At 41.7% G+C, this 24,807-nt stretch carries 25 protein-coding genes and 1 pseudogene; 9 read left to right on the forward strand and 17 right to left on the reverse strand.

The genetic code is table 11. From position 1 onward, the window contains the following. Positions 1-246 precede the first annotated feature (246 nt). A complete protein-coding gene (locus PAT01_RS10685) occupies positions 247-783 on the forward strand; it encodes a gamma carbonic anhydrase family protein (protein ID WP_029773008.1) in 537 nt (178 codons plus the stop codon). Here the strand turns inward: PAT01_RS10685 and PAT01_RS10690 are convergent. Both PAT01_RS10690 and aroE read right to left on the reverse strand, forming a co-directional pair. Further along, a complete protein-coding gene (locus tag PAT01_RS10690; RefSeq protein WP_024031321.1) occupies positions 766-1,026 on the reverse strand; it encodes a DUF1488 family protein in 261 nt (86 codons plus the stop codon). The two genes, PAT01_RS10685 and PAT01_RS10690, sit on opposite strands and share 18 nt — an antisense overlap. After that, a complete protein-coding gene (aroE, locus tag PAT01_RS10695; RefSeq protein ID WP_126005383.1) occupies positions 1,023-1,847 on the reverse strand; it encodes a shikimate dehydrogenase in 825 nt (274 codons plus the stop codon). Before aroE ends, PAT01_RS10690 begins: the two co-directional genes overlap by 4 nt. Before the next feature lie 53 nt (positions 1,848-1,900). On the opposite strand from aroE, the gene PAT01_RS10700 reads away from it, so the two are divergent. Further along, positions 1,901-2,338: a group II truncated hemoglobin gene (locus PAT01_RS10700; RefSeq protein WP_029773006.1), complete on the forward strand. Its 438-nt coding sequence runs from the start codon at positions 1,901-1,903 to the stop codon at positions 2,336-2,338. 93 nt (positions 2,339-2,431) lie between these two features. Here the strand turns inward: PAT01_RS10700 and hemF are convergent, their stop codons facing one another. The 6 genes from hemF to PAT01_RS10730 form a co-directional block, all read right to left on the reverse strand. Next, positions 2,432-3,382, reverse strand: coding sequence for an oxygen-dependent coproporphyrinogen oxidase (hemF, locus tag PAT01_RS10705; protein ID WP_138579982.1), 951 nt, complete (start codon positions 3,380-3,382; stop codon positions 2,432-2,434). Between the two features lies 1 nt (position 3,383). After that, positions 3,384-3,947: an L-threonylcarbamoyladenylate synthase type 1 TsaC gene (locus tag PAT01_RS10710; protein WP_138579981.1), complete on the reverse strand. Its 564-nt coding sequence runs from the start codon at positions 3,945-3,947 to the stop codon at positions 3,384-3,386. Between the two features lie 21 nt (positions 3,948-3,968). Continuing rightward, positions 3,969-4,544 carry a DNA topoisomerase family protein gene (locus PAT01_RS10715; protein ID WP_138579980.1) on the reverse strand — a complete coding sequence of 192 codons (576 nt, stop codon included), beginning with the start codon at positions 4,542-4,544 and terminating at the stop codon, positions 3,969-3,971. 97 nt (positions 4,545-4,641) lie between these two features. Further along, positions 4,642-5,115, reverse strand: a complete 474-nt coding sequence (locus tag PAT01_RS10720; RefSeq protein ID WP_004588034.1) for a DUF494 family protein — start codon at positions 5,113-5,115, stop codon at positions 4,642-4,644. Between the two features lies 1 nt (position 5,116). Beyond that, a complete protein-coding gene (gene dprA, locus PAT01_RS10725) occupies positions 5,117-6,208 on the reverse strand; it encodes a DNA-processing protein DprA (protein ID WP_004588035.1) in 1,092 nt (363 codons plus the stop codon). A 31-nt stretch (positions 6,209-6,239) separates the two neighbouring features. Continuing rightward, complete coding sequence (locus tag PAT01_RS10730) at positions 6,240-7,361, reverse strand: LysM peptidoglycan-binding domain-containing protein (RefSeq protein WP_004588036.1); 1,122 nt, start codon at positions 7,359-7,361, stop codon at positions 6,240-6,242. A gap of 119 nt (positions 7,362-7,480) precedes the next feature. On the opposite strand from PAT01_RS10730, the gene def reads away from it, so the two are divergent. The 4 genes from def (at position 7,481) to trkA (ending at position 11,702) form a co-directional block, all read left to right on the forward strand. Continuing rightward, a complete protein-coding gene (gene def, locus PAT01_RS10735; RefSeq protein WP_004588037.1) occupies positions 7,481-7,987 on the forward strand; it encodes a peptide deformylase in 507 nt (168 codons plus the stop codon). Between the two features lie 21 nt (positions 7,988-8,008). Continuing rightward, entirely contained in the window at positions 8,009-8,962 is a 954-nt protein-coding gene (gene fmt / locus PAT01_RS10740) for a methionyl-tRNA formyltransferase (RefSeq protein WP_138579979.1), read from the forward strand. After that, the gene (gene rsmB, locus PAT01_RS10745; RefSeq protein ID WP_004588039.1) at positions 8,955-10,250 is read left to right on the forward strand and encodes a 16S rRNA (cytosine(967)-C(5))-methyltransferase RsmB; all 1,296 of its coding nucleotides are present in this window, start codon (positions 8,955-8,957) and stop codon (positions 10,248-10,250) included. Before fmt ends, rsmB begins: the two co-directional genes overlap by 8 nt. Positions 10,251-10,325: 75 nt before the next feature. Continuing rightward, on the forward strand, positions 10,326-11,702 hold the full coding sequence (trkA, locus tag PAT01_RS10750) for a Trk system potassium transporter TrkA (RefSeq protein ID WP_004588040.1): 1,377 nt from the start codon (positions 10,326-10,328) through the stop codon (positions 11,700-11,702). A gap of 86 nt (positions 11,703-11,788) precedes the next feature. On the opposite strand, the gene PAT01_RS10755 is transcribed toward trkA, so the two are convergent. The 8 genes from PAT01_RS10755 to PAT01_RS10790 all read right to left on the reverse strand — a co-directional run bounded on the left by PAT01_RS10755 (position 11,789) and on the right by PAT01_RS10790 (position 19,489). Further along, positions 11,789-12,004, reverse strand: coding sequence for an EF-hand domain-containing protein (locus PAT01_RS10755; protein ID WP_004588041.1), 216 nt, complete (start codon positions 12,002-12,004; stop codon positions 11,789-11,791). A 178-nt stretch (positions 12,005-12,182) separates the two neighbouring features. Then, the gene (locus PAT01_RS10760) at positions 12,183-12,395 is read right to left on the reverse strand and encodes an EF-hand domain-containing protein (RefSeq protein WP_004588042.1); all 213 of its coding nucleotides are present in this window, start codon (positions 12,393-12,395) and stop codon (positions 12,183-12,185) included. Between the two features lie 129 nt (positions 12,396-12,524). Next, positions 12,525-12,737: an EF-hand domain-containing protein gene (locus PAT01_RS10765; RefSeq protein WP_004588043.1), complete on the reverse strand. Its 213-nt coding sequence runs from the start codon at positions 12,735-12,737 to the stop codon at positions 12,525-12,527. 463 nt (positions 12,738-13,200) lie between these two features. Beyond that, positions 13,201-13,863, reverse strand: a complete 663-nt coding sequence (locus PAT01_RS10770; RefSeq protein WP_138579978.1) for a flagellar brake domain-containing protein — start codon at positions 13,861-13,863, stop codon at positions 13,201-13,203. Positions 13,864-13,892: 29 nt separating this feature from the next. Beyond that, positions 13,893-15,344, reverse strand: coding sequence for a TrkH family potassium uptake protein (locus PAT01_RS10775; protein ID WP_004588045.1), 1,452 nt, complete (start codon positions 15,342-15,344; stop codon positions 13,893-13,895). A 50-nt stretch (positions 15,345-15,394) separates the two neighbouring features. Beyond that, complete coding sequence (locus PAT01_RS10780) at positions 15,395-16,009, reverse strand: YigZ family protein (protein ID WP_096040916.1); 615 nt, start codon at positions 16,007-16,009, stop codon at positions 15,395-15,397. A gap of 86 nt (positions 16,010-16,095) precedes the next feature. Beyond that, a complete protein-coding gene (pepQ, locus tag PAT01_RS10785; RefSeq protein WP_138579977.1) occupies positions 16,096-17,418 on the reverse strand; it encodes a Xaa-Pro dipeptidase in 1,323 nt (440 codons plus the stop codon). Positions 17,419-17,602: 184 nt separating this feature from the next. After that, positions 17,603-19,489 carry a transglycosylase SLT domain-containing protein gene (locus PAT01_RS10790; protein ID WP_138579976.1) on the reverse strand — a complete coding sequence of 629 codons (1,887 nt, stop codon included), beginning with the start codon at positions 19,487-19,489 and terminating at the stop codon, positions 17,603-17,605. 295 nt (positions 19,490-19,784) lie between these two features. Here PAT01_RS10790 and fadB point away from each other — a divergent pair, with 295 nt between their 5' ends. The 3 genes from fadB (at position 19,785) to tusA (ending at position 23,598) form a co-directional block, all read left to right on the forward strand. Continuing rightward, on the forward strand, positions 19,785-21,944 hold the full coding sequence (gene fadB, locus PAT01_RS10795; protein ID WP_138579975.1) for a fatty acid oxidation complex subunit alpha FadB: 2,160 nt from the start codon (positions 19,785-19,787) through the stop codon (positions 21,942-21,944). A 4-nt stretch (positions 21,945-21,948) separates the two neighbouring features. After that, positions 21,949-23,118 (forward strand): acetyl-CoA C-acyltransferase FadA, encoded by a 1,170-nt coding sequence (gene fadA / locus PAT01_RS10800; RefSeq protein ID WP_138579974.1) that lies wholly within the window; start codon positions 21,949-21,951, stop codon positions 23,116-23,118. Between the two features lie 240 nt (positions 23,119-23,358). After that, on the forward strand, positions 23,359-23,598 hold the full coding sequence (gene tusA / locus PAT01_RS10805; RefSeq protein ID WP_004588051.1) for a sulfurtransferase TusA: 240 nt from the start codon (positions 23,359-23,361) through the stop codon (positions 23,596-23,598). A gap of 123 nt (positions 23,599-23,721) precedes the next feature. Here the strand turns inward: tusA and PAT01_RS10810 are convergent. Continuing rightward, a pseudogene (locus PAT01_RS10810) lies at positions 23,722-24,245 on the reverse strand (REP-associated tyrosine transposase). Positions 24,246-24,807: the final 562 nt, after the last annotated feature.

Raw genomic sequence — 24,807 nt, forward strand, 5'->3', positions numbered from 1 at the left:
GTGAGCAGCTCTTGCCTCGCTATGCGTTGGCGTTCCCCGTCTCAGTGGGGTCGCATTATAGGGAGAACAGATTTTTACGCAAGCAATTTTTTAAAGAAAAACCAAAAAAAAGCACCGTTCGGTCAATATGTGAACTAAACCCTCTATAACTGGTAGTTTTATAATCAAAACAGGCCTTTTCTGGCCTATATTTAAGTGTTGCTGTTACACTCAAGCGACTATAACTGGTATTTAAAAGGTATATATATGGCTATCCGTTCTTATAAAGGTGTGACTCCTTCTTTTAATTCGTCTGTTTATGTTGATGAGTCGTCTGTTTTGGTAGGAGATATTACGATTGGTGACCACTGTAGCGTATGGCCTTTAGTGGCAGCGCGAGGAGATGTTAACTATATACGTATTGGTGAACGTACAAATATACAAGACGGTAGTGTTCTTCATTTATCACGCGCGACTAAAAGTAACCCAGATGGTTACCCACTTATTATTGGTGATGATGTGACAGTAGGACACAAGGTGATGCTGCATGGATGTACGCTTGGAAATCGTATACTTGTCGGTATGGGCGCTATTGTAATGGATAATGTAATAGTAGAGGACGACGTTATTATTGGTGGGGGTTCATTAGTACCGCCAAATAAACGATTGGAGTCTGGTTATTTATATGTTGGTAGTCCAGTAAAGCAAGCCCGCCCATTAACAGAGCAAGAGCTTGCCTTTTTAAAAGTATCGGCAGATAACTATGTGCAATTAAAAGACGAGTATTTAGCAGAGATCAACTAGATTCACTTCTATCTGCCCTGCCGAGTTATAACTTTCATCTTCTATAAGTTGCTCGGCACATTCTTCGTAATCAAATCGGTATTTATCAAAATGCTGCGTTGCATGGCTTTCATCTTGAAGCCCTAGCTTTCGTAAATCTATAATACACTCCACCAGCATCCCTGTTACTTGTGCAAAAAAGACTAGTTGGTGGGAAGGTTCTCTAAACTCGAGTCTATCTATAAACTGTATGGCTTGATTCATTTAAGCATGCCTTGTTTTAGTGCTTTAACAACAGGAAGTATGGCGGGCATTTTATTACGCCATACATAATATGCCTGTGCAGCTTGGCCTACTAACATACCACTGCCATCTAACAGCTTAGCGTGGTTATTATGCTCTGCAACCCAGTTCATAAATACGGTATTTTGCTGGGAGTAAAACATATCGTATGCCACCGCGCACTGGCTTAGGTGTTTTTCGTCAAGTGCTGGTAACTCGTTGTTCATACTGCTAGAGGTAGAATTTACGATAAGTGAGTAATTGCTTACAGGTAATGTATCAAACCCATAGCCTGTTACCTTGCCATATTCAGCGAATAGTTGCGCTAAGTCTTGCGCTTTTTTTGCCGTGCGATTAACAATCGTTATTTCAGCTGGATTATGCTCAAGTAGCGGTAGTATCACCCCTCTTGCTGCACCACCAGCACCAATAATTAAAATACGCTTATTGGTAATTGTCACTTCATTGGCAAGTAAATCATTAACAAAGCCCACGCCATCGGTGTTATCGCCTAACAAAGTGCCATCATCGCGTTTTTTAAGTGTATTAACTGCACCAACAATTTTAGCAAGTGGGGTGAGCTCATCAGCCATGGCATACGCTTGCTCTTTAAATGGCATAGTAACATTGGCACCTATTCCGCCTTGCTCAAAAAAGGTGGTTACTGTTTTTTCAAAGTGATCGATAGGTGCTAATATTGCGCGGTAGTCGATTTGCTCACCCAAAGATACAGCAAATTGTTTATGTATCGCGGGGGATTTTGAATGTTTGATTGGATTTCCAAAAACCGCATATTTGTCCATTTTAAAGCAACCTCTTTGCAGCTATACACTGCCTATTAACGATGATAAGTAATATGATTAAACGACTTTTTTCAAAATCTAAACCAGCTCCTGAGCAACCAGCGCCCACTCCTGAGAAAACACCGTATGAAATTATTGGTGGAGAAGCAGGTACCCGTGCTATTGCTAATAGATTCTACGACATAATGGCCAGCGATGAATACGCCAAACCATTATATGATATGCATCCTCTGCCATTAGATAGAATTCGCCAAGTATTTTTTGAGTTTTTATCGGGTTGGTTAGGCGGCCCTAACCTATTTACTGAAAAACATGGCCAACCTATGCTGCGCAAACGCCATATGCCTTTTACTATAAATAAAGACCTGCGCGATCAGTGGATGTATTGCATGAATAAAACCCTCGATATAGAAGTAGACAACCCCCTACTGCGCGAAGGGTTAAAGCAGTCTTTTGGACAACTTGCCACCCATATGATTAATGAGCACTAATTGTAACTACTTAGCAAAAAGGCGCTGTTAAGCGCCTTTTATTAGGGTTTATTGACCTTTGCGGATTAAACAGCCCCTACCTTAATTTAATATTTATAACTGCCACTCTCTGGCTATCAAATCAGTAGGTTTAGTGCTTAGCCACTCTTGTGGACGTAAATAGTATTGATACAAATTAGCCTCTGCGCTGTCAGGCGCGGGCTTATAATTGTATTCCCAACGCGCCAGTGGCGGCATCGACATTAATATAGACTCTGTGCGCCCACCGCTTTGTAAGCCAAATAAAGTGCCTCTATCCCACACAAGGTTAAATTCTACGTAACGACCGCGGCGATACAATTGAAAGTCGCGCTGCTGTTGCGTGTATTCATCATTTTTACGACGCTCAATAATAGGTAAGTACGCATCTAAAAAGCCATTACCAACCGATTGCATAAATGCAAAGCTCTGCTCAAACCCTAGCTCGTTTAAGTCATCAAAAAATAAGCCGCCTACACCGCGTGTTTCGTCGCGATGTTTTAGGTAAAAATATTCATCACACCACGTTTTGTATTTTGGATACACTTGTTCACCAAATGGTGCACAAATGTCGTGTGCGACTTGGTGCCAATGCTGTACATCTTCAAAAACGGGGTAAAAAGGCGTTAAGTCAAACCCTCCGCCAAACCACCAAATAGGCTCTTCGCCTTCTTTTTCAGCTATAAAAAAGCGTACATTGGCATGACTTGTAGGAACATGTGGGTTTTTTGGATGAATAACTAATGAAACACCACATGCATGAAAGCTTCGCCCTGCAAGCTCTGGTCTATGAGCGGTCGCAGAGCCCGGCATAGATGCACCAAACACATGCGAGTAGTTAACGCCGCCTTGCTCTATTACATTGCCGTTAGTGGTAACACGCGTACGCCCGCCACCGCCTTCGGCACGTTGCCAGCTATCTTCTACAAATCTTGCACTGCCATCGGCCTGCTCTAAACCTTGGCAAATGGTGTCTTGCAAAGCCATAAAATACGCTTTTACTTGTTCTAATAATTCGCTTTGCATATTAACCTCTAAATACTTTGCCGGTCATGGCATCTTTAATTGTGCTTGGCTGCATGTTGCCCCCTAAGGGCTCATCAATGTAACAGCCTACCTTATCTGCAAATTGCTGCTTGGCTTGTTCAATACTTGTTACCGTTGACTGTCCGGTTAAATTAGCACTAGTAGAGACAAGAGGCTTGCCTAATTGCTGGCATAAGCGCTTAACACTTGGATGATCAGTAACCCGTACGGCAATCGTATCAAACTGCCCTGTTAACCATTTAGGCGTATTTTCAGCTGCAGGCATTACCCAGGTAATAGCACCAGGCCAACTAGAGAAAATATCAGCGCGCTTGTCCATTGGCAGCTTTACATCGTCAACATACTTTAATAACTGGCCGTAGTTATCGGCGATTAAAATAAGGCCCTTTTCAACGGGACGCTGTTTTATTTCTAGCAACTTCTCAACAGCTTGCTGATTATCTGGATCACACCCTAAACCATAGACAGCTTCAGTAGGATATAAAATAACTTCACCTTGCTCTAAGCAAGATATAGCCGTAGGCAATGTAGAAAGGTCTGACAAAATATGCTCCAGAAATTTATATTAATCAGTAGTGGTAAGTTTATGCAGGCAACTTTTTTGTGGGCACTGTAGCACAGTACCATTGGCCATTTTTTTCTCAATAACAAGCGGCCAATCGCACTTAGGGCATGGCTTGGCTATGGGTTTGTTATTTAGAGTATATTTACAGCTTGGGTAACAATCGCATGAGTAAAACGTTTTACCAAATTTATTGCTGCGTGCAACTAGCTGCCCTTTTTTGCATTTAGGACACCCAGGTAATTCATCATCGTTATTATTAGGTTCTTCATCGTGAGCGATATAATGACACTCAGGGTACCCTGTACACCCAATAAACATGCCATAACGGCCATTTTTAACCACCAGCGGTTTTGTGCACTGTGGGCAGGCTGAATCTTCAAGCACCTTTATTTCGTTGCTGTCGTGATGCGCTAATGGACGAATAAAGTCGCATTTAGGGTAACTAGCACAACCCAAAAACGGACCTGTTTTAGAGTTACGGATCACTAATTCAGAACCACATTGTGGGCAGACTTCGTATTCTTTTTCTAAGGCGTGTTTATCCGCCGAGAAAAGCGAATGGTCGATTTTACTCATGAGGTTCCTAATGGGTTGCTGAATTTTCGCCTAATATACCCAAACCACTTAAAGATACAAGCTGTGCATATATGTTTAAGTGGTTTGGCATACAATTTTAATGTAGAAGTTCGGTGGGTTCGTCAAATATAAGGTCTTCCATCTGCTCGTAAGCCTCTTCTGAGCCAGGTACGTTAAATAACACCATAAGCACCACCCACTTTAAGTCGTCGAGCGAAATATAAGGTTTATCTAATGCGGCAAGGCGGTCCATAACCATTTCACGGGTTACACTGTTAACCACCCTTATTTGCTCTAAAAACATCAAAAAGCCGCGGCATTCAACGTTTAACATTTTGCATTCGCTATCGGTAAAAATGCGCATTGCTTGGTGAGGCTTTGTAATTAAGTAAGGCGACTCGTCGCTGCGTTGTAAATCGGCCAATTGTTCAAGCCAGTTTAACGCTTTAAAAATTTCGGTCTTATTAAAGCCCGCGCGAAGTAATTCATCGGTAAGCTCGTTTTCTTCAATATAAATATCGGCTTCACTGTGAATGTAGTTTTCAAAAAGATACATGAGAATATCAAACATATTACCTTCCTGTGCTTAGCTTTATATACCCGTCTAACACTCGCTCTATTTCGTCGTCTAACTCTAAATCGAGCAACCTTGCCAGCACTTTATCAATTGGCCACTTGGCGCGACGTACAATTTCATCAACACTGGTTACCTCATACCCTATACTATTTAACACCTCACACTGTGACTGTTTGTTTACAGGCTCCTCTTTATTATATAGACCGCTTTGATAAGAAAAGCTCACCTCATCTAAAATATCTGTTACATTTTCGACTAACTTAGCGCCCTGCTTTATTAAAAAGTGACTCGCTTGCGATAATGGGTTTTTAATAGAGCCTGGTACTGCAAACACTTCTTTATTTTGTTCAATAGCGTAACGTACCGTGATCAACGAACCGCTTTTAATTTCGGCCTCTACAATAACCACGCCTAAAGACAGCCCAGATATAATACGGTTTCTGCGGGGAAAGTTATGCGCATTAGCAGCGGTACCCGGTAAAAACTCGCTTATTAATAAGCCATGCTCTAATACTTGGTCTGTTAATAATTTATGGCGTTTGGGGTAGTAAATATCAACCCCAGTCCCTAATACACCAATTGTTTTGCCATTATTGGCCAATGCCCCTTTATGCGCGGCACCATCAATACCCCGCGCCATGCCCGAGGTAACAGTAATACCGGCTAAAGTAAGCTGATAAGCAAGCTCTGAGGCTATTTCGAGCCCCGTAGGGGTCGCGTTTCTACTACCAACAATGGCCACTTGCGGGCTAGATAACAGCGATATATCGCCTTTACAAAATAACAGTAAAGGGGCACTGGCTATGTGTTTTAGCTCGTTTGGGTATAGCGCATCAAAAATACACACCACTGTAATATTAAGCTGCTGTATTTGTTGCTCGTAATGGTTTACTTGCTGCCAATTGGTATTGAGTAAGTTGCAGGCTTGGTTTTGGGTAAGGCCAAGCTGTTGTAATTCACTTTGGTTTAAATCAAATAATGATTCGAGGGGGTGAGTATGTGATAAGGCTAACAGTGTTTTAATACCTAAGCCTTTACACATATAAAAGGCAAGCCAGTGGGCTAGCTTGCCAGATGACTGATCCATGCTCTCTCCTAGAGCACCGACTCGCTACAACTTAATGAATTACTACACTATCTCCAACGCGAATTGGGTGCTGATTTTTTGTTATTAATGCATAACTCACTTTGTCATACACTTTAAATACAATTAACTCACCCACTTTTTCGTGTGGCATTGTCCATGTTGTGGTGTCTTCATCTGGCTCGCTGCCAAATAATTCACCTGCATCAGATAAAAGCTTTTCAAATTTGCTCGAATCCTCTGGATAACGCGGTCCTCGAGGGCCATCAATAACGGTGGGTGATTGGCGTTCTAAATCGAGGATATGACCAACTTCAATTTGTTGCTCAGCACCTAAGTTTAGCACCACTACATCCATTGTGCTGAATTCTCTTACTTGGCGCGGCGAGTCAATAACACTGCCGGATACACTTTGCTTAGGACGATGCATATTAAAGTACGCTGGTAACATTTGCCCTTGCATAGCAGGGAGTAAAAAATCGCCTTGTTGTATTTCTTGTTTAACTGACTCAACCCGTAAAGACGATGGTACGCCATTGCTTTCATCGCCCGTTCTAAATGCACGAGCCATACCGACATAAGTAGCGCGAGTGGCTAGCTCTTCACCAGTTTGTGTGTCTATGTAAGGTTCGCCTTTGTGATAAATAGCATACGCTTTATGTACTTTTAAATCGCCCTTAACGTATAAAATATGCCCGAGAGTTTGCGTTTTAGTATTTTCGTTTGCCCCTAAAATATAAGGCTTATCATCTATGTCATCGCTGTTAATCGCTTGCTCATAGCTTAAATAAGGTTTAATTATTTCAAGTGGCAAAGTGGTGATGGCGTTATTACCTTTTGGTGTAATACGCCCTTGCGGCGATAATTTTCTGTACGCTTTATTAATCACCAAACGCGGGTTACCGTCGGCGTCGTACACTAACGCGAGTGCATCGCCTGGGTAAATTAGATGCGGGTTATCTATTTGCGGGTTCATTTGCCACAACTCTGGCCACAGCCATGGTTCTTCTAAATAAATGCCGGAAATATCCCAAAGGGTATCGCCTTTTTTTACAACATATTGTTTTGGAGCATCTTTTTTTATTTGTAAAACATCAGCGACTGCAGGAAAAGCAGTACTTAGTGCAAACATAATTGCAGCCAATTGAGATTTCATTGGGCTTCCTTGTATTGTTTTTTCATTATTATTGACCAAAACCTGTTAAAGGGGAACGCGAATGGCTAAAATAAGAGCATACAATACCCTAAATTAAGCACAAGTGTAAAAAGGTAACTATGGCTAGGTTAGAAGTTTTAAGATTTCCAGATGAGCGTTTACGTACGGTAGCAAAAGAAGTTGCACAGGTTGATGACAACGTTCGCCAAATTGTAAAAGACATGCTAGAGACAATGTACGATGAAAACGGCATTGGGCTAGCTGCTACACAAGTTGATATTCATCAACGTATTGTGGTGATCGACGTATCAGAAGAACGCGACGAGCCACTGGTTTTAATTAACCCACAAATTATTAAAAAAGATGGTGCAACAATTAGCGAAGAAGGCTGTTTATCAGTGCCTAACTCTTACGCAAAAGTAGACCGTGCTGAAACCGTAACCGTTGCTGCTCTTAACGAAAATGGTGAAGAATTTGTACTAGATGCAGATGAGCTATTAGCTATTTGTATTCAACACGAACTAGATCACTTACAAGGTAAACTATTTATTGATTACCTATCGCCATTAAAGCGTCAACGTATTCGCAAAAAGCTTGAAAAAGAAGCTAAATTTGCCGCGAAGTAATAAGCACCTTAGGAAAACTCAGTGACAAAACCACTACGCATTATATTTGCCGGTACGCCGGACTTTGCCGCTCGTCACCTACAAGCGTTAATTCAAAGCGAACACCAAATTGTTGGAGTTTACAGCCAACCAGATCGCCCTGCTGGGCGTGGTAAAAAATTAAAAGCCAGTGAAGTAAAAGCGCTTGCGCTTGAACATGAACTACCTGTTTTTCAGCCACAATCATTAAAAAATGAAGACGCACTCACTGAGCTTAAAAGCTTAAATGCCGATATCATGATTGTGGTGGCTTATGGCTTAATTTTACCAAAAGCCATTTTAGAGGCACCACGCTTAGGGTGCTTAAATGTGCATGGCTCTATTTTACCGCGCTGGCGCGGTGCTGCGCCTATACAGCGCGCAATTTGGGCTGGCGATGAAGATACCGGCGTAACCATAATGCAAATGGATGAAGGGCTTGATACCGGCGACATGCTGCACATTAGCCGCTGCCCTATTGCTGCGGATGAAACCAGTGCCAGTTTATACACTAAACTGGCTGAACTTGGTCCCGGAGCACTTGTTCAAACCATTAATAAGTTAGCCAATGGCGAGCTTATAGCAGAGCCGCAAAACAACGAGCTGGCAAATTACGCTAAAAAGCTTTCAAAAGAGGAAGCAAATATTGATTGGACGATGGATGCCGTACAAATTGAGCGTAATATACGTGCGTTTAATCCATGGCCAGTGTGTTTTACTCAAATGGGTGAGCACAGCGTAAAAATTTACCAAGCCTCAGTCGTTGAGCAAACAGGCCGTGCGGGCGTTGTTTTATCAAGCGATAAAAACGGCATTGTAGTGGCGTGTGGCAAGCAGGCATTAAGTATTACACAGCTGCAACCCCAAGGTAAAAAACCAATGGCAATTAGCGACTTTTTAAACGGTCGCAGTGACTGGGTAACTCCTGGTACCGTATTAGGCGAAAACAATGAGTAATGTTCAAAACGTACGTGCGCTTGCCGCTGAAACTTTATATAACGTGGTTGATAAAGGCGCTTCGCTAAATCAAGAGCTACCATTTGCCAGCCAAGGGCTGCCCCCTAAAGACAAAGCGCTATTACAGCAAATTTGTTACGGCGTGTTGCGCTACCTACCTAGCCTTGAAAACTACTGCCAACATTTAGTAGAACAGCCACTTAAAGGTAAGCGTCGTATTTTTCAGTTTTTGTTGTATGTCGGTATCTATCAGCTGCAGCATATGCGCGTGCCACCGCATGCCGCCATTTCTGAAACCGTTAATGCCCTTGGCCAAATGCGTGCATTAGGCTTAAAAGGCTTAATCAACGCTATTTTGCGTAGCTTTCAGCGCCAACAAAGCGAGCTTGAAGAAAAAGCCAAGCAAATACCAGTGTGTTTATATAACCATCCAAATTGGTTTATTAAACAAGTGCAAGCTGCCTACCCAGACAACTGGGAAGCGCTTCTTGAAGAAAACCAACAACAAGCCCCTATGTGGTTACGTGTCAATCAAGCCCAATACAGCACGCAACAATACAGCGAAATGTTAACGGCTAACGATATAGAGCACACGTTAAACCCTGAGTTTGTTGATGGTATTAAACTAGCTAAGCCGCGTGATGTATTTTCGTTGCCAGAATTTGATGTGGGCGCCTGCTCAGTTCAAGACGCCGCAGCGCAATTAGCCGCACGCTTTTTAGCACCTCAAGCTGATGAATACATTTTAGATGCCTGTGCAGCACCTGGCGGTAAAACATGTCATATATTAGAGCTTGCTGATGCAGAAGTATTAGCACTTGATAGTGACGCCACTCGCCTAGAACGTGTTAAACAAAATTTAACCCGTATCGGTTTAGGCGCAGACCTACAATGTGCAGACGCTTCGCAGCCACACACATGGTGGGATGAGCAACAGTTTGACCGCATTTTATTAGATGTCCCTTGTTCGGCAACCGGTGTTATACGCCGCCACCCAGATATAAAATGGCTTCGCCGCGCATCAGACATTGAAGACTTAGCCACACTACAAAGCGATATACTCAATAGCATTTGGCCGCTACTTAAACCAGGCGGCACAATGATATACGCAACCTGTTCGGTACTGCCGCAAGAGAACCAACAGCAAGTCGCTAAATTTTTAGCTAATAATAGTGACGTTGAGCATATACCACTGCACGACAACGACACAGTTACCAACCCTGGTTTACAATTACTACCAGGTGAAAGCGACGGATTTTATTACGCTAAGCTAGTTAAAAAAGCCTAATAGCCGTACACTCAATAGCCATTTATTAAACAGTAAATGGCTATTTTTTTAATTAAACAGTAATTCGGGTAAATAATGAAAATAATCATACTCGGTGCCGGACAAGTCGGTGGTACGCTTGCTGAAAACTTAGTTGGCGAACAAAACGAAATAACCGTTGTTGATATAGACGGCAACCGCTTACGAGAGCTACAAGATAAGTACGACTTACAAGGGGTCACGGGGCACAGTGCACACCCAGATGTGCTCAGACGTGCAGGTGCTGAAGACGCCGACATGATTATTGCGGTAACCAGCTCAGATGAAGTTAATATGGTGGCGTGCCAAGTCGCGTATAGTATTTTTAATACGCCAACTAAAATAGCCCGTATCCGATCAGAGCAATATTTAAAATACCGCGAAAAGCTATTTCATAACGATGACCTCCCGGTTGATCACTATATTGCCCCCGAAGCACTTGTTACCAAATATATTCGCCGTTTAATAGATTACCCAGGCGCGTTGCAAGTGCTGCAATTTGCCGATGGCATGCTCTCTCTTGTGGCTGTAAAAGCCTACTACGGTGGCTTATTAGTGGGTTATGCGCTTTCTGCTTTAAAAGAGCATATTCCGAATGTAGAAACCCGTGTAGCAGCAATTTATCGCCAAGGTAAAGCTATAAAGCCACTGGGCACCACGGTAATAGAAGCGGACGATGAAGTATTTTTCATTGCTGCCACTAAGCATATTCGCGCGGTTATGAACGAGCTACAAAAACTTGAGCGTTCTTACAAAAAAATTATGATAGCCGGTGGCGGTAACATTGGTGCAGGCCTTGCTCGCTCACTGGAAAAAAACCACAGCGTTAAGTTACTAGAGCGCAGTAAAGAGCGTGCTGAGCAACTCTCTGAAATGCTAGATAACACCGTCGTGTTTTGTGGAGACGCCTCAGACCAAGAACTACTATCTGAAGAGCACATAGAACAAGTTGATGTGTTTATTGCTGTAACCAACGACGATGAAGCAAATATAATGTCGGCCATGCTTGCAAAACGCATGGGCGCACAAAAAACCATGGTGCTTATTCAGCGTGGTGCGTATGTAGATTTAGTGCAAGGGGGTGAAATAGATATTGCTATATCACCACAACAAGCAACTATTTCGGCGCTACTTACACACGTACGCCGTGGCGATATTGTTAATGTGTACTCGTTACGTAAAGGCGCGGCAGAGGCCATTGAAGCCGTTGCCCACGGCGATGAAAACACATCAAAAGTAGTTGGCCGTGCGATTGCCGATATCAAGCTACCTGCAGGTACAACGATTGGCGCTATTGTACGTAATGACGACGTACTGATTGCCCACGACGACACGGTTATTATGTCTGGTGATCACGTTATTATGTTTTTAATCGATAAAAAGCATATCAACGTAGTAGAAAAGCTATTCCAAGTTAGCGCTATATTTTTATAGTTAAACACAAAAAAGCCGCTGACTAAGGCGGCTTTAGTGGAGTATGTTTTTTTAATGCTAGGCAACCCTGCTTAGCAGCTTACTAATTACTGTACTTTTGAAAACTCTTGCTCAGAAATTTCACCATTACCATCAGTATCTAGCTGGTCAAAAATTTTCACTAGCTGTGAATTTACCTGCGCTTCTTGCTTTGAAATTGCACCATCACCATCGGCATCAAACGAGGCAAAGTCGACTGCAGCATACGCCGCTGATGAAGAAGCTAATACGATAACGGCAAGTGCTGTATTTAATGTTTTCATAGTTGTGTCCTAATTAAGAGGAAATCCTTTTCTAAGATCCATGGGTTTAAAAATTAACTAAAAAGTGCTTTTGCCAATGTGCATTATTAAGTTTTAATGCACATTGGATTAGAGCAAATGACTCTTTGCTAAGTGAACATGCGCTGTCCTGCGCTCAATTGGCAAAGATCATCACACCCTAGTATTTAGAGAACTCTTGCTTTGAAAGCTCACCATTTCCATCGGTATCAAGCTCAACAAACTCAGCCATTAAATCCGCATCAACCGATGCTTCAGCTTGGCTAATGGCGCCATTGCCATCTACATCTAGCGTGTCAAAATCAGTCCCTGCAAAGGCAGCAGAAGAAGAGGCAATAGCCATAAATGCGAGTGCTTTATTTAAATGCTTCATAATTTAATCCTTCAATATAAACAAATTAGTTAAGTTCACTACGTGGTGTACGCAATCCTTGTAATCCTTTTTCGTAAGCTCCCTTGCCTACTTAGGTTGTCATTGGCAACTCAGGATTGTTACCACACTTTAAGCTTCTGAAAATTCTTCTTTTGATAGCTCACCATCTTGGTCAGTATCTAATTCTGAGAACATGCTCATCAGTTTTGCATCAATTGATGCCTCTGATTTGCTAATCGTGCCGCTGCCATCTACATCTAACGTATCAAAATCGGTTGCTGCAAATGCCGCTGATGATGAAGCAAGGGCGATAAGTGCTAAAGTTTTATTAATGCTTTTCATAATATAATTCCTTCAAGTATATGTGTGCGATTAAGTGTTTTACTTTAAATCACGTTATTGTTCAGTACAGCCAGACTATTACAACTTGAATGCCAAGTTTTAAAAGTTCATTAATTTCAATCAGTTAAATGAGTTCTTGGCTATTTTTGATAAATTTGCGGGGGTTTTATGTTGCAAACTAGCAACAAAGGGTAAAGCTAAGTTTTTAAATGCAATAAAAACAACTAGTTACATAAGAGGAAAAAGCTACAATTTTCGGCGTAAATTGTAAGGATGAAGATTTATCGAAAAAAGAGACTAAATTTTAACCGTGAGGGGAGCTAACACATTAAAATAATTCACTCGTAAAACTAATCTATACAGCTGATTTTTATAGAAAATAAAAATTATTTTTTGAATTTTTAAAAAATATGACTGCCACTCAAGTAAAAAATGGCCATTTGTTGCTATTAAGCGAAAGTGCTTATTCTAATGGCAGCTCAAGCATCGCGGGATCGATAAAGTGCTCTTTCATAAATGCCTTCATTTCATCTTCACTGGCTAGAAGTTTAATACCACAATTAACTCCTGCGGCGTGTTCTTTTACACTGCATACTTCGCCAGTAAATGCTTTATTGTTGGTATCAACCGTCACCGTGCATTGCATATCTTTAATATTTTCATCGTTTTGATCGCCGCGTACATCAAACATCACCCCGGTAAGCGAGATGTCTTTAATCACCCCTTCAAGTACTCTATCGTCACTTAGAGTTAATTTTGCAGGTAATAAGGTAGGTATGCGTGTTTGCGCGCGCAGTGCAAATAACTGCACTTGCGTAGGGTAATTAATAAAAATGAGCCTAGCAGGGTGTGAGGCAACCGACATAAGCTGCTGCCTAAATGCTATTACTTGTCCGCCACTGCCTTCTATAACCGCTCTTACCACCACCATTACACCATCACGTAGGTAATCACTTGCAGCAGGTAAACGCTTTGAACTTGGGTAATTTAAAATAATAAATTTATTTTCTAGCAAGCCAATAAACTCTGTTTTTACGCGTTTACTACTGGTAGGCGTAACAATTTCCAAGTCGACCAATCGTCCTGTTGTTAACTGGTGTAATTTATCTAAATTAGAATGTGGCATGCCTGTTCCTAAGCATCATTTGTATATTATTACCCACGCCAAAAGGTCGGCGTAAATAGCACGAGTAAGGTGAATATTTCTAAGCGACCAAATACCATGGCAATGGTTAATAGCCATTTGGCACCATCGCTCACCGCCCCATAATGCGAGGCAACATCACCTAAGCCTGGGCCTAAATTATTTAAACACGCCGCCGTAGCAGAGAACGCGGTAATGTTGTCCATGCCGGTTCCCATTAGTGCCAGCATTATAATAATAAACACCAATGCGTACGCTGAGAAAAACCCCCAAACCGCTTCAACTACTTTATCGGGCAAGGCTTTACGACCAAGCTTAATAGAGTATATAGCACGTGGGTGCACTAAGCGGTTAAGCTCACGTATGCCTTGTAGGTAAAGTAAAAACACGCGTACAACTTTCATACCGCCACCGGTTGAACCTGCACAGCCACCTATAAAGCTCGAAAAAATAAGCAATATAGGCAAAAACAGCGGCCAAGTAGAAAAATTATCGGTGGCAAAACCGGCTGTGGTACTCATAGACACCGCCTGAAATAAAGCCTGATCGAGGGTTTCATCGCCATCGGCAAATATTTCGTTAGATGAGAGCACCGTAAAACAAATAACCACCAGCGCTAACTGTATCAGTAAAAAAACTTTAAATTCAGGGTCGCGAATGTATACCTGAATATTACGACTCGCTACCGCCGCGTAATGCAGTGAAAAGTTAACCGCAGCAATAATTAAAAAGAAAACACATATAAAGTTAATGACAGGGCTATCAAAGTGCCCTATTGAGGCATCGTAAGTAGAAAAACCGCCAATCGCCACTGTAGAAAACGCATGGCATATAGCATCAAACCACTCCATACCTGCCGCCCAATACGCCAACATACAGGTTACCGTTAACGACACATAAATGTACCAAAGGTGCTTTGCGGTATCGGCAATACGGGGGGTCATTTTTGAATCTTTTACTGGGCCTGGGATCTCAGCTCGGTATAACTGCATGCCACCGACCCCAAGCATGGGCAGTATAGCAACAGCAAGTACAATGATACCCATACCGCCAAACCACTGTAATTGCTGGCGATAAAACAAAACAGACTTAGGCAGGTATTCAATTCCGGTAAGTACCGTGGCCCCAGTGGTTGTAAGGCCAGAAAAGGCCTCAAACACCGCATCGGCCATAGACAAATTAGGTTCTTGTAAAAAAATCAGCGGTAACGATGCAAACGCCCCTAGTACCAGCCAAAACAGTACAACAATTAAAAAGCCTTCGCGTGCTTTTAAGTCGCCGTTTTCATGCCTGTTTGGGTAATAAGCTGTTAAACCAATAACCACACTAAATATAAACGCTAATACAAAAGGAACACCACCACCATCTTTATAAAATAAAGACACCACCGCAGGCGGCACCATGGTAATACTAAACAGCGCAACAAGTTGGCCAAGGATTTTTATGATGGTACGAAATTGCATGTAGCTTATCGCTTTTATTATTAGTAAATATAAGTGTGTAAGTTATTGTCTTACTCTTTGATAGTTAACTCAACTGCGCCATGGCTTAAATCAAAAATATCTTTAATGGCCTGTTTTGCTTGGCGGCTATCAATAGTAATAACCCATTCAATATTAGCAGTAAATTGTTTTTCTATATTAAGTACTTGATAATTGGTTTTTAACAATTGCTCTATTGCGCCCTGCATGCTGTATTCACTTTGGCCTACAATCTCGATACTCGGTACTTTAGTCACCGTTTTTAGCTGCGAAAGTGCATTATTAAGCGACCCACCATAGGCACGTACTAACCCACCGGTGCCCAGCTTTATACCGCCAAAATAACGGGTGACAACCGCAGTAATTTCGCCAAGTCCAGAACCCACCAGCACATTAAGCATCGGCTTTCCTGCGGTACCATTTGGCTCTCCATCATCAGAAAAACCATAAACATGGCTTCCGCCTGGGTTACCCGCTACGTGCGCCCAACAATTATGGCGAGCATCTGGGTACTTTTCTTCAATGCTTTTAATAAATGCTTTAGCAGCCTCTAGGTCTGGCGTATGCGCGATATGAACTATAAAGGTGCTTTTTTTAATTTCTTCTTGATGAAACACATCATCGGCGGGGTATTTATATTCAGACATAATTAAAGCTCAATTAAAAATGGGGCCAAAAGGCCCCTTTGCATTCGCGTATTTTAGCGCGTATTGGCGAGCTCGTCTTTATTAGCTTAGTCGAGCGCTAAATCACGAGTCATATTTTCTAGGCTGTCTTCGTGAACAATAATATTGTCTTCAATACGAATACCGCCGTATGGTTTTAACGACTCAATTTTTTTCCAGTTAATAAACTGCTTACTGTCGGTTTGCGCTAAATCACCTAATAATGAGTCTATAAAGTAAAGCCCTGGCTCAATAGTAAATACTTGGTTTTTCTCTATTTTACGAGTACAACGTAAGAATGGGTGCCCTTCTGGCGATGGCTGGTGGGTGCCTTTATCATCACGCATAAAGCCGCCCATATCGTGCACTTGTAAGCCAAGGTGATGGCCCAAGCCATGAGGGAAAAATGTTGAGGTAATTTTACGTTCCACAATTTCTGTTGCAGGTAAGTTTACAATATTGAAGTCGCTAAGAATTTGCGCAATACGGTTATGGCAATCAACGTGTAAATCGCCATATAACATGCCAGGCTTTAATGCGTTGCCTAGCTCAATTTGTATTGCCGTCATAGTTTGTACTAGCTCAGCAAACTCGCCCTGCTTTTTAAAATCGTACGTACGGGTTATATCTGCGGCATACCCATTAAAGTTTGCGCCAGCATCGATTAAAAACGAATTATGAGTAAGCGGTGCTTTTGGCTCAAAATGCGTGTAATGCAAAATAGCGCAGTTTTCGTTAAGCGCTACTATGTTGCCATACGGCATTTCGTTTTCGCTTTGGCGTGTAGCCATAAGGTACGCTTGCTGAATATCAAATTCGCTACCACCATTATAAAACGTATCGCGTGCTGCTTTATGTCCATCTACCGCGATGCGGTTGGCTTGGCGTAAACATTCAAGCTCGTACTGCGTTTTATAAGCGCGGTTATAATGAAAATAGTTGAGTACTGGCTCAGGGTTCATAATACTAAAGCCAAGCGCTTGCGCTACCTCTAGGTATTCGCCCATGTAAGCGTATTTAGCTTTATCGTAAGGTAATAGTTTTTCAACTTGATCAGGCTGTAGCAATAATTCTATATCAAAGTACTCAGCCCAAAAATCACGCGGCTCATCTGGCACTTTGTGCCAAAAATCAACTGGGCGGTAAAAAATAAGCTTAGGTTTATCGCTACCATTTACCACAATCCAACAATGTGGATTATCAATAACAGGAAGCCATGCTTTAAAGTGTGGATTAACTTTAAATGGGTAATACATGTCGTCTAAAAACTGGCGCTTAGCTTGGCCTGAGTGAATAACTAAACCCTCGAGCCCTTCACGGTCACAAATTATACGCGTACGTTGTTGTAATGTGGCAATATGCTCTGCATATAAAACGGCTAATTTATCCATTGTTAATCCATCTGTTAAATTTAACTTGCTTTGAGTCTACCACTTAAACGTAAAGCGCTCAAAAAAGGGGGATATTTAACATGTAAATATCCCCCTAATACTTATACCCATCGTGTTACGTTATTAGCCCTTTATTTAGCACGCTAGAATGGCTAAATATTTTAGGTAATTGGTATTACATAATTTACCCGCCCATTTTCATGTTGAGTAACGGCGCGAGCACATTTCCTTCTCGGCCCATCCGGGTGTGATAAACCTGGCGATAAGCAAACACATTTTTTACGTAATCTCGCGTTTCTCTATACGGGATCAGCTCAACCCATAGCTCTGCTGGTATGGCTTCGTCAGGTAACCAACGTTTAATACGATGATACCCTGCGTTATAAGATGCCGTAGCAAGTATTTCATTCCCTTTGTTTTTCTTTTTTAAGTACTGCAAGTAACTAGTACCTAAGCGTATATTGGTTTTAGGTTGGTACAAACGCGTACTCGATACCCTTGCTTTATTAACGTATTCTGCCGTACTAGGAAGCAATTGCATTAAACCACGCGCATTTGCATGCGAACGCGCATCTGGTGCAAACGAGCTTTCGCGCCGTGCAATTGCAATACTCCACGCGGGGTCTATTTTGCTGCGTTTACTGTAGCGCTCAAATATATCTTGAAATGCAAACGGAAAACGCAGTTCAACATAATCCCATGCTTTAATTTTAGCTAACGTGAAAATAACGTTATCGTGCCAATTGTTTTGCGCTGCAACCTTTGAGGCAGCTAGTTTTTCTTCATCAGTAGAGGTGTTCGTTAAGTAATTCCATTCTCTGCGAGCAGAGGTAAACCGCTCGAGTTCGTAAAGTGCTTTTGCACGTTTAAAGCCCGGCGCATTCTTCACCTTCTCTACTAATTTTTGATCAACCTGCAAAGGCTGATTATTTAAATCAACTGGCAGCCCTAATCGTGCCGCCGCTAAAAAACCATAGTAATCGCGGTTAGCGGCCACTTTAGTCCAAATTTCGTCTGCTTTTTGTTGCTCGCCTCGCTTAGCATAGCTATAAGCAAGCCAATATTGCTGACCTAAACTTAAATCGTCTTTACCTGTAAAAAAAGCCGCTATGCCTTCCCAGTCTTGGGTTTTAAGCATATTACCAAGTTGCCACTGAATTAACTTTCTGTCTTGTCGCGCTTTAGGCACTTTATTAAGCCAAAAGCTGGCCTGCTTATGCCCACTTGAAGCAAGCGATAAAGCAAACGTGTAATATAGATCTGCTTTTTCTTCATCGCTGTAAGTAAACATTTTTTCTAGCTTTTGCCAGGCTCTTAAAGCCAGCGCTTTATCGCGCCAAATTAAACGCTTAACACCATAAATGGCTATTTGCGCTTCTTTTGCCGACTTAGTTTTATAACGATACAAGCCTGCTGCCGCACTAGGGTCGCGGCGTACTTTTAAGTATAAATCGGCTAAGTAACGCTCGTTTTTAGGTAACAACGTTTTTAAATAAGGGAGTAAACTTTGTGTACCGCCCTGCGCTGCAAGCGTTATGCGCTTCCATATAAGTTCATTATTTAAATAGCCTTTTTTGCGCCAAAGCGAAAATAGCGGGTCGCATTCATTCGGTTGCGACTTACCCACCGTCCATAAATCGGTAACCTGATTAAAAATGGCTTTTTCTGGCGCCCCTAAATCAAGCTGAAAATCTAAAAACGTGCATGTTAGCGCTGCGTTAGACGTTTCTCGGTAGTTTTTTATATAAGCTGCTTTTTTATTGTTTTTTTCAAGATACTCTAACCACGCTTTGCGTACCGGCCACTCAAGCGGGGTATGTTCATAAATGGTTAGGTAATCTTCTATTTCGCTTTGGTATTTAAAATTGGGATGGCGTTGCCAATATGTTTTTTCGACATACGGCTTTAGCGGGTGGTCTAACCCGTTTATTGCTTCTTTAAAGTCTTGGTAGCTTCCATAGCGCACTTTTTTTTCAGCATCTAAAAACGCGTCATTATCGATACTCGCTTGGGCAGAACTAAAAGGAAGAATAAAGGCAGCTGCCACAGCGCTTAATAAAATTTTTTTCATAATATCCTTTAGGTTTAACGACCTGTCAGGGTTAATAATTTCCAGTTTGAGACACTAAAACAATAATGAGAGTGCCTTTAATAAAGTATGAACAACATTTAATTTACGCACTCATAATAATTAATGAGTACCTTTAGCACATTCCAGTACACCTTAGCACCAAACCAGCTATATTTTAACCAACCGTTTGTAACCGAGTTAAATTTTTCGTTGCATTTTAATTTTAAAGCAAGCACACTGGTCGAAATGCAAACTCATCGTACCAGTCTTAGTTCGTCAACTAGGGAGAATAATAATGTTATATAAAAGCGATTCCTTTGAAGTTAGCTTCCTAAAGGAAAACATCGCCGAGTTTAAGTTTTGTGTTGCAGGTTCTGTAAACACACTATCTCAGCAAACTCTTTCAGATTGTGCAGCAGCATTAAAAGAATTAGCGTCTAATTCTGATATCAAAGGCATGATTTTCACCAGTGATAAAGATCACTTTATTATTGGTGCAGATATCTTCGAATTTTTACCAACATTTACTAAACCAGAAGAAGAATTAGTAACGTGGATCAAAAACGCAACCGACGTTTTTGACGCAATCGAAGACTTACCATTCCCAACTCTTAGCGCTATAAATGGCTTGGCACTTGGCGGCGGCTGTGAGTGGGCACTTGCTACCGATTATCGCGTTGCAAGCGAAACCGCTAAAATGGGCTTACCAGAAGTTAAACTAGGTATAATGCCTGGTTTTGGTGGCACAGTGCGCTTACCACGCATTATTGGCGCAGATAACGCCATGCTTTGGATCACTTCAGGCAAAGAAAACCGTGCCACTGATGCCCTAAAAGTAGGTGCGTTTGACGCGGTAGTTAGTGCTGACAAACTTTTAGAGTCAAGCCTAGCAACACTTGAATTAGCAATTGCCGGCAAACTAGATTGGCAAGCAAAACGCGATGTTAAACTTCAGCCACTTAAATTAAACCGTGTTGAGCAAGGCATGAGCTTTGCGATGGCAGAAGGTATGGTAATGGGTAAAACCAAAGGCCACTATCCTGCTCCGGTTATGGCAGTTCGCACTATTAAAGCAGCGGCCAACTGTACTCGCGATGAAGCAATGGCAATCGAAAATGCTAACTTTGCAAAACTTGCGCGCACTAACGAAGCAGCTGCACAAACCGGTATTTTCTTAAATGACCAGTTTATTAAAGGTAAAGCACGTAAACTTGCTAAGCACAGCGATGTTGAAATTAAACAAGCGGCTGTATTAGGCGCAGGTATTATGGGCGGCGGTATTGCATACCAGTCAGCTTATAAAGGCACACCAATCATAATGAAAGACATCCAACAGGATGCGCTTGATTTAGGTATGGGTGAAGCATCTAAACTACTGGGTGCAAAAGTTAAACGCGGCCACATGCCAATGGAAAAAATGCTGGCAACGCTTAGCAAAATTAAGCCGACGCTTAACGATGCAGACCTACAAAACGCCAACATTATTGTTGAAGCCGTAGTAGAAAATCCTAAAGTTAAGCAAGCGGTATTAGCTGACCTTGAAAAGAACATGCCAGAAGGCACGGTACTTACATCAAACACATCGACTATTTGTATCGACTTGCTTGCAGAAGCGTTAGATAAACCAGAAAACTTCTGTGGTATGCACTTTTTCAATCCAGTGCCAAAAATGCCATTAGTAGAAATTATCCGTGGTGCAAAAACCTCTGATAAAACAATTAATGCAGTCGTTGATTACGCGCTTAAACTTGGCAAGTCTCCAATTGTTGTAAACGATTGCCCAGGCTTTTTTGTGAACCGTGTTTTATTCCCTTACTTTGCAGGCTTTAGCAAATTAGTTGTTGAAGGCGCTAACTTTGCAAAAGTAGATAAAGTAATGGAAAACGTATTTGGCTGGCCAATGGGCCCGGCTTACCTGCTTGATGTTGTAGGCATTGATACGGCGTATCACTGTACTGGCGTAATGGCTGACGGATTCCCTGAGCGTATGGCACGTGCAGAAAAAGATCCGGTGACTGTTTTTGCTAACGAAAAACGTTTTGGTCAAAAGAACAAAGCAGGTTTTTACAAGTACGAAACAGACCGTCGTGGTCGTCTTAAAAAATCAACCGATGCAACAGCAGTTGAGCTACTAGCGCCAATTACTGATGCACCTAAAGAATTTGATAAACAAGAAATTATCGACCGTTGTATGATCCCAATGATCAACGAAGTGCTTCTTTGTTTACAAGAAGGCATTGTTGCTTCTCCTCAAGAAGCTGATATGGCCCTTGTATACGGCGTTGGTTTCCCTCCATTTAGAGGCGGCGCGTTCCGTTACTTAGATCAAACTGGTTTAGCTAACTTTGTTGCATCAGCAGACAAATATGCTCACCTAGGTGCGATTTACCAAGTATCAGAGCAAACTCGCAAGTGGGCCGAAGAAGGTCGTGTTTTCTATAAGGTGGAAGGTTAATATCATGAATAATCCAGTAATTGTAGATTGTATCCGCACACCAATGGGTCGCTCAAAAGGCGGCGTATTTAAAAACAAGCGTGCGGAAGACTTAAGCGCTCATTTAATGAAGGGCTTACTAGAACGCAACCCAGCGGTTGATCCAGCATCAATTGACGATATTTATTGGGGCTGTGTACAGCAAACATTAGAGCAAGGCTTTAACGTTGCACGTAACGCATCACTGCTTGCAGGTATTCCACACTCAGTACCTGCTACAACCGTTAACCGTTTATGTGGCTCGTCAATGCAAGCATTGCATGACGCAGCACGCGCAATTATGACAGGCGCTGGCGACACTTACCTAATTGGTGGTGTTGAGCACATGGGTCACGTTCCTATGACTCACGGTAACGACTTTCACCCAGGCTTAGCAACTTCAATTGCACAAGCATCTGGCTCTATGGGTTTAACTGCAGAATACCTTGCAACTATTCACGGAATTAGCCGCCAGCAGCAAGACGAATTTGCATACCGCTCACATCAACGTGCACATGCTGCAACAGTTGAAGGGCGTTTCCGCCGCGAAATTTTAGCAATGGAAGGTCACGCAGCTGATGGCTCTTTAATTTTAGTTGAAGATGATGAAGTAATTCGCCCTGAAACAACGGTTGAAGGTTTATCTCAGCTTCGCCCAGTATTTAACCCTACCTCTGGCTCGGTTACTGCGGGTACATCTTCTGCACTTTCTGATGGCGCATCAGCCATGTTAGTAATGAGCGAAGAAAAAGCAAAAGAGCTTGGCTTACCAATTCGTGCACGTGTTAAAGCAATGGCTGTTGCCGGTTGCGATCCATCAATCATGGGTTACGGCCCAGTACCAGCAAGTAAAAAAGCACTTGCACAAGCTGGTATTACTATTGATGACATTGACGTAGCAGAGCTTAACGAAGCATTTGCAGCACAATCACTGCCTGTACTTAAAGACTTAGGTTTAGCAGACGTAGTTGATGAAAAAGTGAATTTAAACGGCGGCGCAATCGCACTTGGTCACCCACTAGGTTGTTCAGGTTCGCGTATTAGCACCTCACTTATTCACTTAATGGAAGACAAAAATGCAAAATATGGTCTAGCAACTATGTGTATTGGTTTAGGCCAAGGCATCGCGACTGTATTTGAACGTGTTCAAGACTAATTATTAGCTTAAACATGTAAACCATCTTGGTGATTAAAAAGGCGAACTAGCGCAAGTTAGTTCGCCTTTTTTTATGCCACCAGCTTATTGCTGATATGAATAGGGTGTATTAAATTTAAACCAGATTTTTTTTACTGTATTACGCTTACCCGTTATATGCAAAACAGTTAACCAAACAGATTAATTGCGCTAAACTACCCGACCAAACCAAGCCGCGACTATTTTTACAGGTAACTTTTTATGAGCTTTGATAATCCCGATCACCAATTAGACGCCATGGGCCTACGCTGCCCAGAACCTGTAATGATGTTACGCGCTGCAATTCGTAAGATGAACGACGGTGAAACGTTATTAATTACCGCTGATGACCCATCAACCACTCGCGATATTCCAAGTTTTTGTACATTTATGGATCACACACTGGTGGCTACAGACGCCGATGAAGCACCTTATAGGTATGTGGTGAAGAAAGGGCTTTAAGGTTTGAAAGTTGGCTTAGTAAGTTAGGTTATTTTTGAATATTTAACGCATCGTTAAGAACTTAAACCAGATGTAGGTTGGGTAGAGTTTACGAAACCCAACTTGTTTTATAACACCGAAATTTTATTCATCATACAAAGTGGTTGAATCATTATTGCACTCCCAATCTTGGCTTAGTTTTGATTTTTTAACGTATTGATGAAAGCTTGAAAATGGCCAATCACTCACTTTAATAACATGGTTATGTTTCACCGGGTTGTAGTGAATATAATTAATATGATTATTTAAGTCTTCTTCATCTCTAATTTTATGTTCCCAATAGCGACGCTGCCAAATCCCGCGCTCTCCTTTCGCTATTCGACTTTTATTACAAAACTCTGTTGCTGGCAGCTCTCGAGAAAAGCCTGATTTTATAAGTCGCCAACGCATTGCGTAATTACTATCACCTTTAGGTAATTGCCAAATAGCATGAAGATGATCGGGCATGATAACAATTGCAATCGTCTTTATTGGATGCTTTTTTGCCACCTTTGAATATACACGGCGTAATAACTCTATATTTTCCACAAGCAAAGGCTGAGATCTATCTTCTAAATTTACCGTAAAAAATAACATGCGCCCGCCTCTAACATACGTTTATAACGCATATTTTTATCCATAAAATAAACAGATAAATAAGAGTATAGATTAGTTTTGTTAATTATAATCAAGACAAGTTTAAGCCAAGCTTATCCACGATATTGTTGCATACTCTAGCAACCACAAAAGCGTATTCCTGGCGTAGGTTGGGTTGAATTTTCGAAACCCAACGTATTTGATAACCACCAGCACAGTTCTATTCGCCGCATGTGTTGGGTTTCGTTTCACTCTACCCAACCTACTTAAAATCTACTTATCCATTATCGCGCTTTTGGTTTACGACTGTAATTAGACTAACTAAGCTCATTAATTTGATTGTATATTTATAGCAATCAATAAAAATTATTATTGATGTACGTTGGGTTGAGTTTTACGAAACCCAACGTATTTGATAACCAGCAGAACAGTTTTATTCGCCGCACATGTTGGGTTTCGTTTCACTCTACCCAACCTACTTAAAATCTACTTATCTTTTATCGCACTTTTGGTTTACGACTGTAATTAGACTAACTAAGCTCATTAATTTGATTGTATATTTATAGCAATCAATAAAAATTATTATTGATGTAC

The sequence above is a fragment of the Pseudoalteromonas atlantica genome (genome assembly GCA_007988745.1).
In the GTDB taxonomy this organism is placed as follows: Bacteria; Pseudomonadota; Gammaproteobacteria; order Enterobacterales; family Alteromonadaceae; genus Pseudoalteromonas; species Pseudoalteromonas atlantica.

Coding starts and splice junctions, on each gene's coding strand:
- PAT01_RS10685 (WP_029773008.1), top strand. CDS start 247: ATGGCTATCCGTTCTTATAAAGGTGTGACTCCTTCTTTTAATTCGTCT.
- PAT01_RS10690 (WP_024031321.1), bottom strand. CDS start 1,026: ATGAATCAAGCCATACAGTTTATAGATAGACTCGAGTTTAGAGAACCT.
- aroE (WP_126005383.1), bottom strand. CDS start 1,847: ATGGACAAATATGCGGTTTTTGGAAATCCAATCAAACATTCAAAATCC.
- PAT01_RS10700 (WP_029773006.1), top strand. CDS start 1,901: ATGATTAAACGACTTTTTTCAAAATCTAAACCAGCTCCTGAGCAACCA.
- hemF (WP_138579982.1), bottom strand. CDS start 3,382: ATGCAAAGCGAATTATTAGAACAAGTAAAAGCGTATTTTATGGCTTTG.
- PAT01_RS10715 (WP_138579980.1), bottom strand. CDS start 4,544: ATGAGTAAAATCGACCATTCGCTTTTCTCGGCGGATAAACACGCCTTA.
- PAT01_RS10720 (WP_004588034.1), bottom strand. CDS start 5,115: ATGTTTGATATTCTCATGTATCTTTTTGAAAACTACATTCACAGTGAA.
- dprA (WP_004588035.1), bottom strand. CDS start 6,208: ATGGATCAGTCATCTGGCAAGCTAGCCCACTGGCTTGCCTTTTATATG.
- PAT01_RS10730 (WP_004588036.1), bottom strand. CDS start 7,361: ATGAAATCTCAATTGGCTGCAATTATGTTTGCACTAAGTACTGCTTTT.
- def (WP_004588037.1), top strand. CDS start 7,481: ATGGCTAGGTTAGAAGTTTTAAGATTTCCAGATGAGCGTTTACGTACG.
- rsmB (WP_004588039.1), top strand. CDS start 8,955: ATGAGTAATGTTCAAAACGTACGTGCGCTTGCCGCTGAAACTTTATAT.
- trkA (WP_004588040.1), top strand. CDS start 10,326: ATGAAAATAATCATACTCGGTGCCGGACAAGTCGGTGGTACGCTTGCT.
- PAT01_RS10755 (WP_004588041.1), bottom strand. CDS start 12,004: ATGAAAACATTAAATACAGCACTTGCCGTTATCGTATTAGCTTCTTCA.
- PAT01_RS10760 (WP_004588042.1), bottom strand. CDS start 12,395: ATGAAGCATTTAAATAAAGCACTCGCATTTATGGCTATTGCCTCTTCT.
- PAT01_RS10765 (WP_004588043.1), bottom strand. CDS start 12,737: ATGAAAAGCATTAATAAAACTTTAGCACTTATCGCCCTTGCTTCATCA.
- PAT01_RS10770 (WP_138579978.1), bottom strand. CDS start 13,863: ATGCCACATTCTAATTTAGATAAATTACACCAGTTAACAACAGGACGA.
- PAT01_RS10775 (WP_004588045.1), bottom strand. CDS start 15,344: ATGCAATTTCGTACCATCATAAAAATCCTTGGCCAACTTGTTGCGCTG.
- PAT01_RS10780 (WP_096040916.1), bottom strand. CDS start 16,009: ATGTCTGAATATAAATACCCCGCCGATGATGTGTTTCATCAAGAAGAA.
- pepQ (WP_138579977.1), bottom strand. CDS start 17,418: ATGGATAAATTAGCCGTTTTATATGCAGAGCATATTGCCACATTACAA.
- PAT01_RS10790 (WP_138579976.1), bottom strand. CDS start 19,489: ATGAAAAAAATTTTATTAAGCGCTGTGGCAGCTGCCTTTATTCTTCCT.
- fadB (WP_138579975.1), top strand. CDS start 19,785: ATGTTATATAAAAGCGATTCCTTTGAAGTTAGCTTCCTAAAGGAAAAC.
- fadA (WP_138579974.1), top strand. CDS start 21,949: ATGAATAATCCAGTAATTGTAGATTGTATCCGCACACCAATGGGTCGC.
- tusA (WP_004588051.1), top strand. CDS start 23,359: ATGAGCTTTGATAATCCCGATCACCAATTAGACGCCATGGGCCTACGC.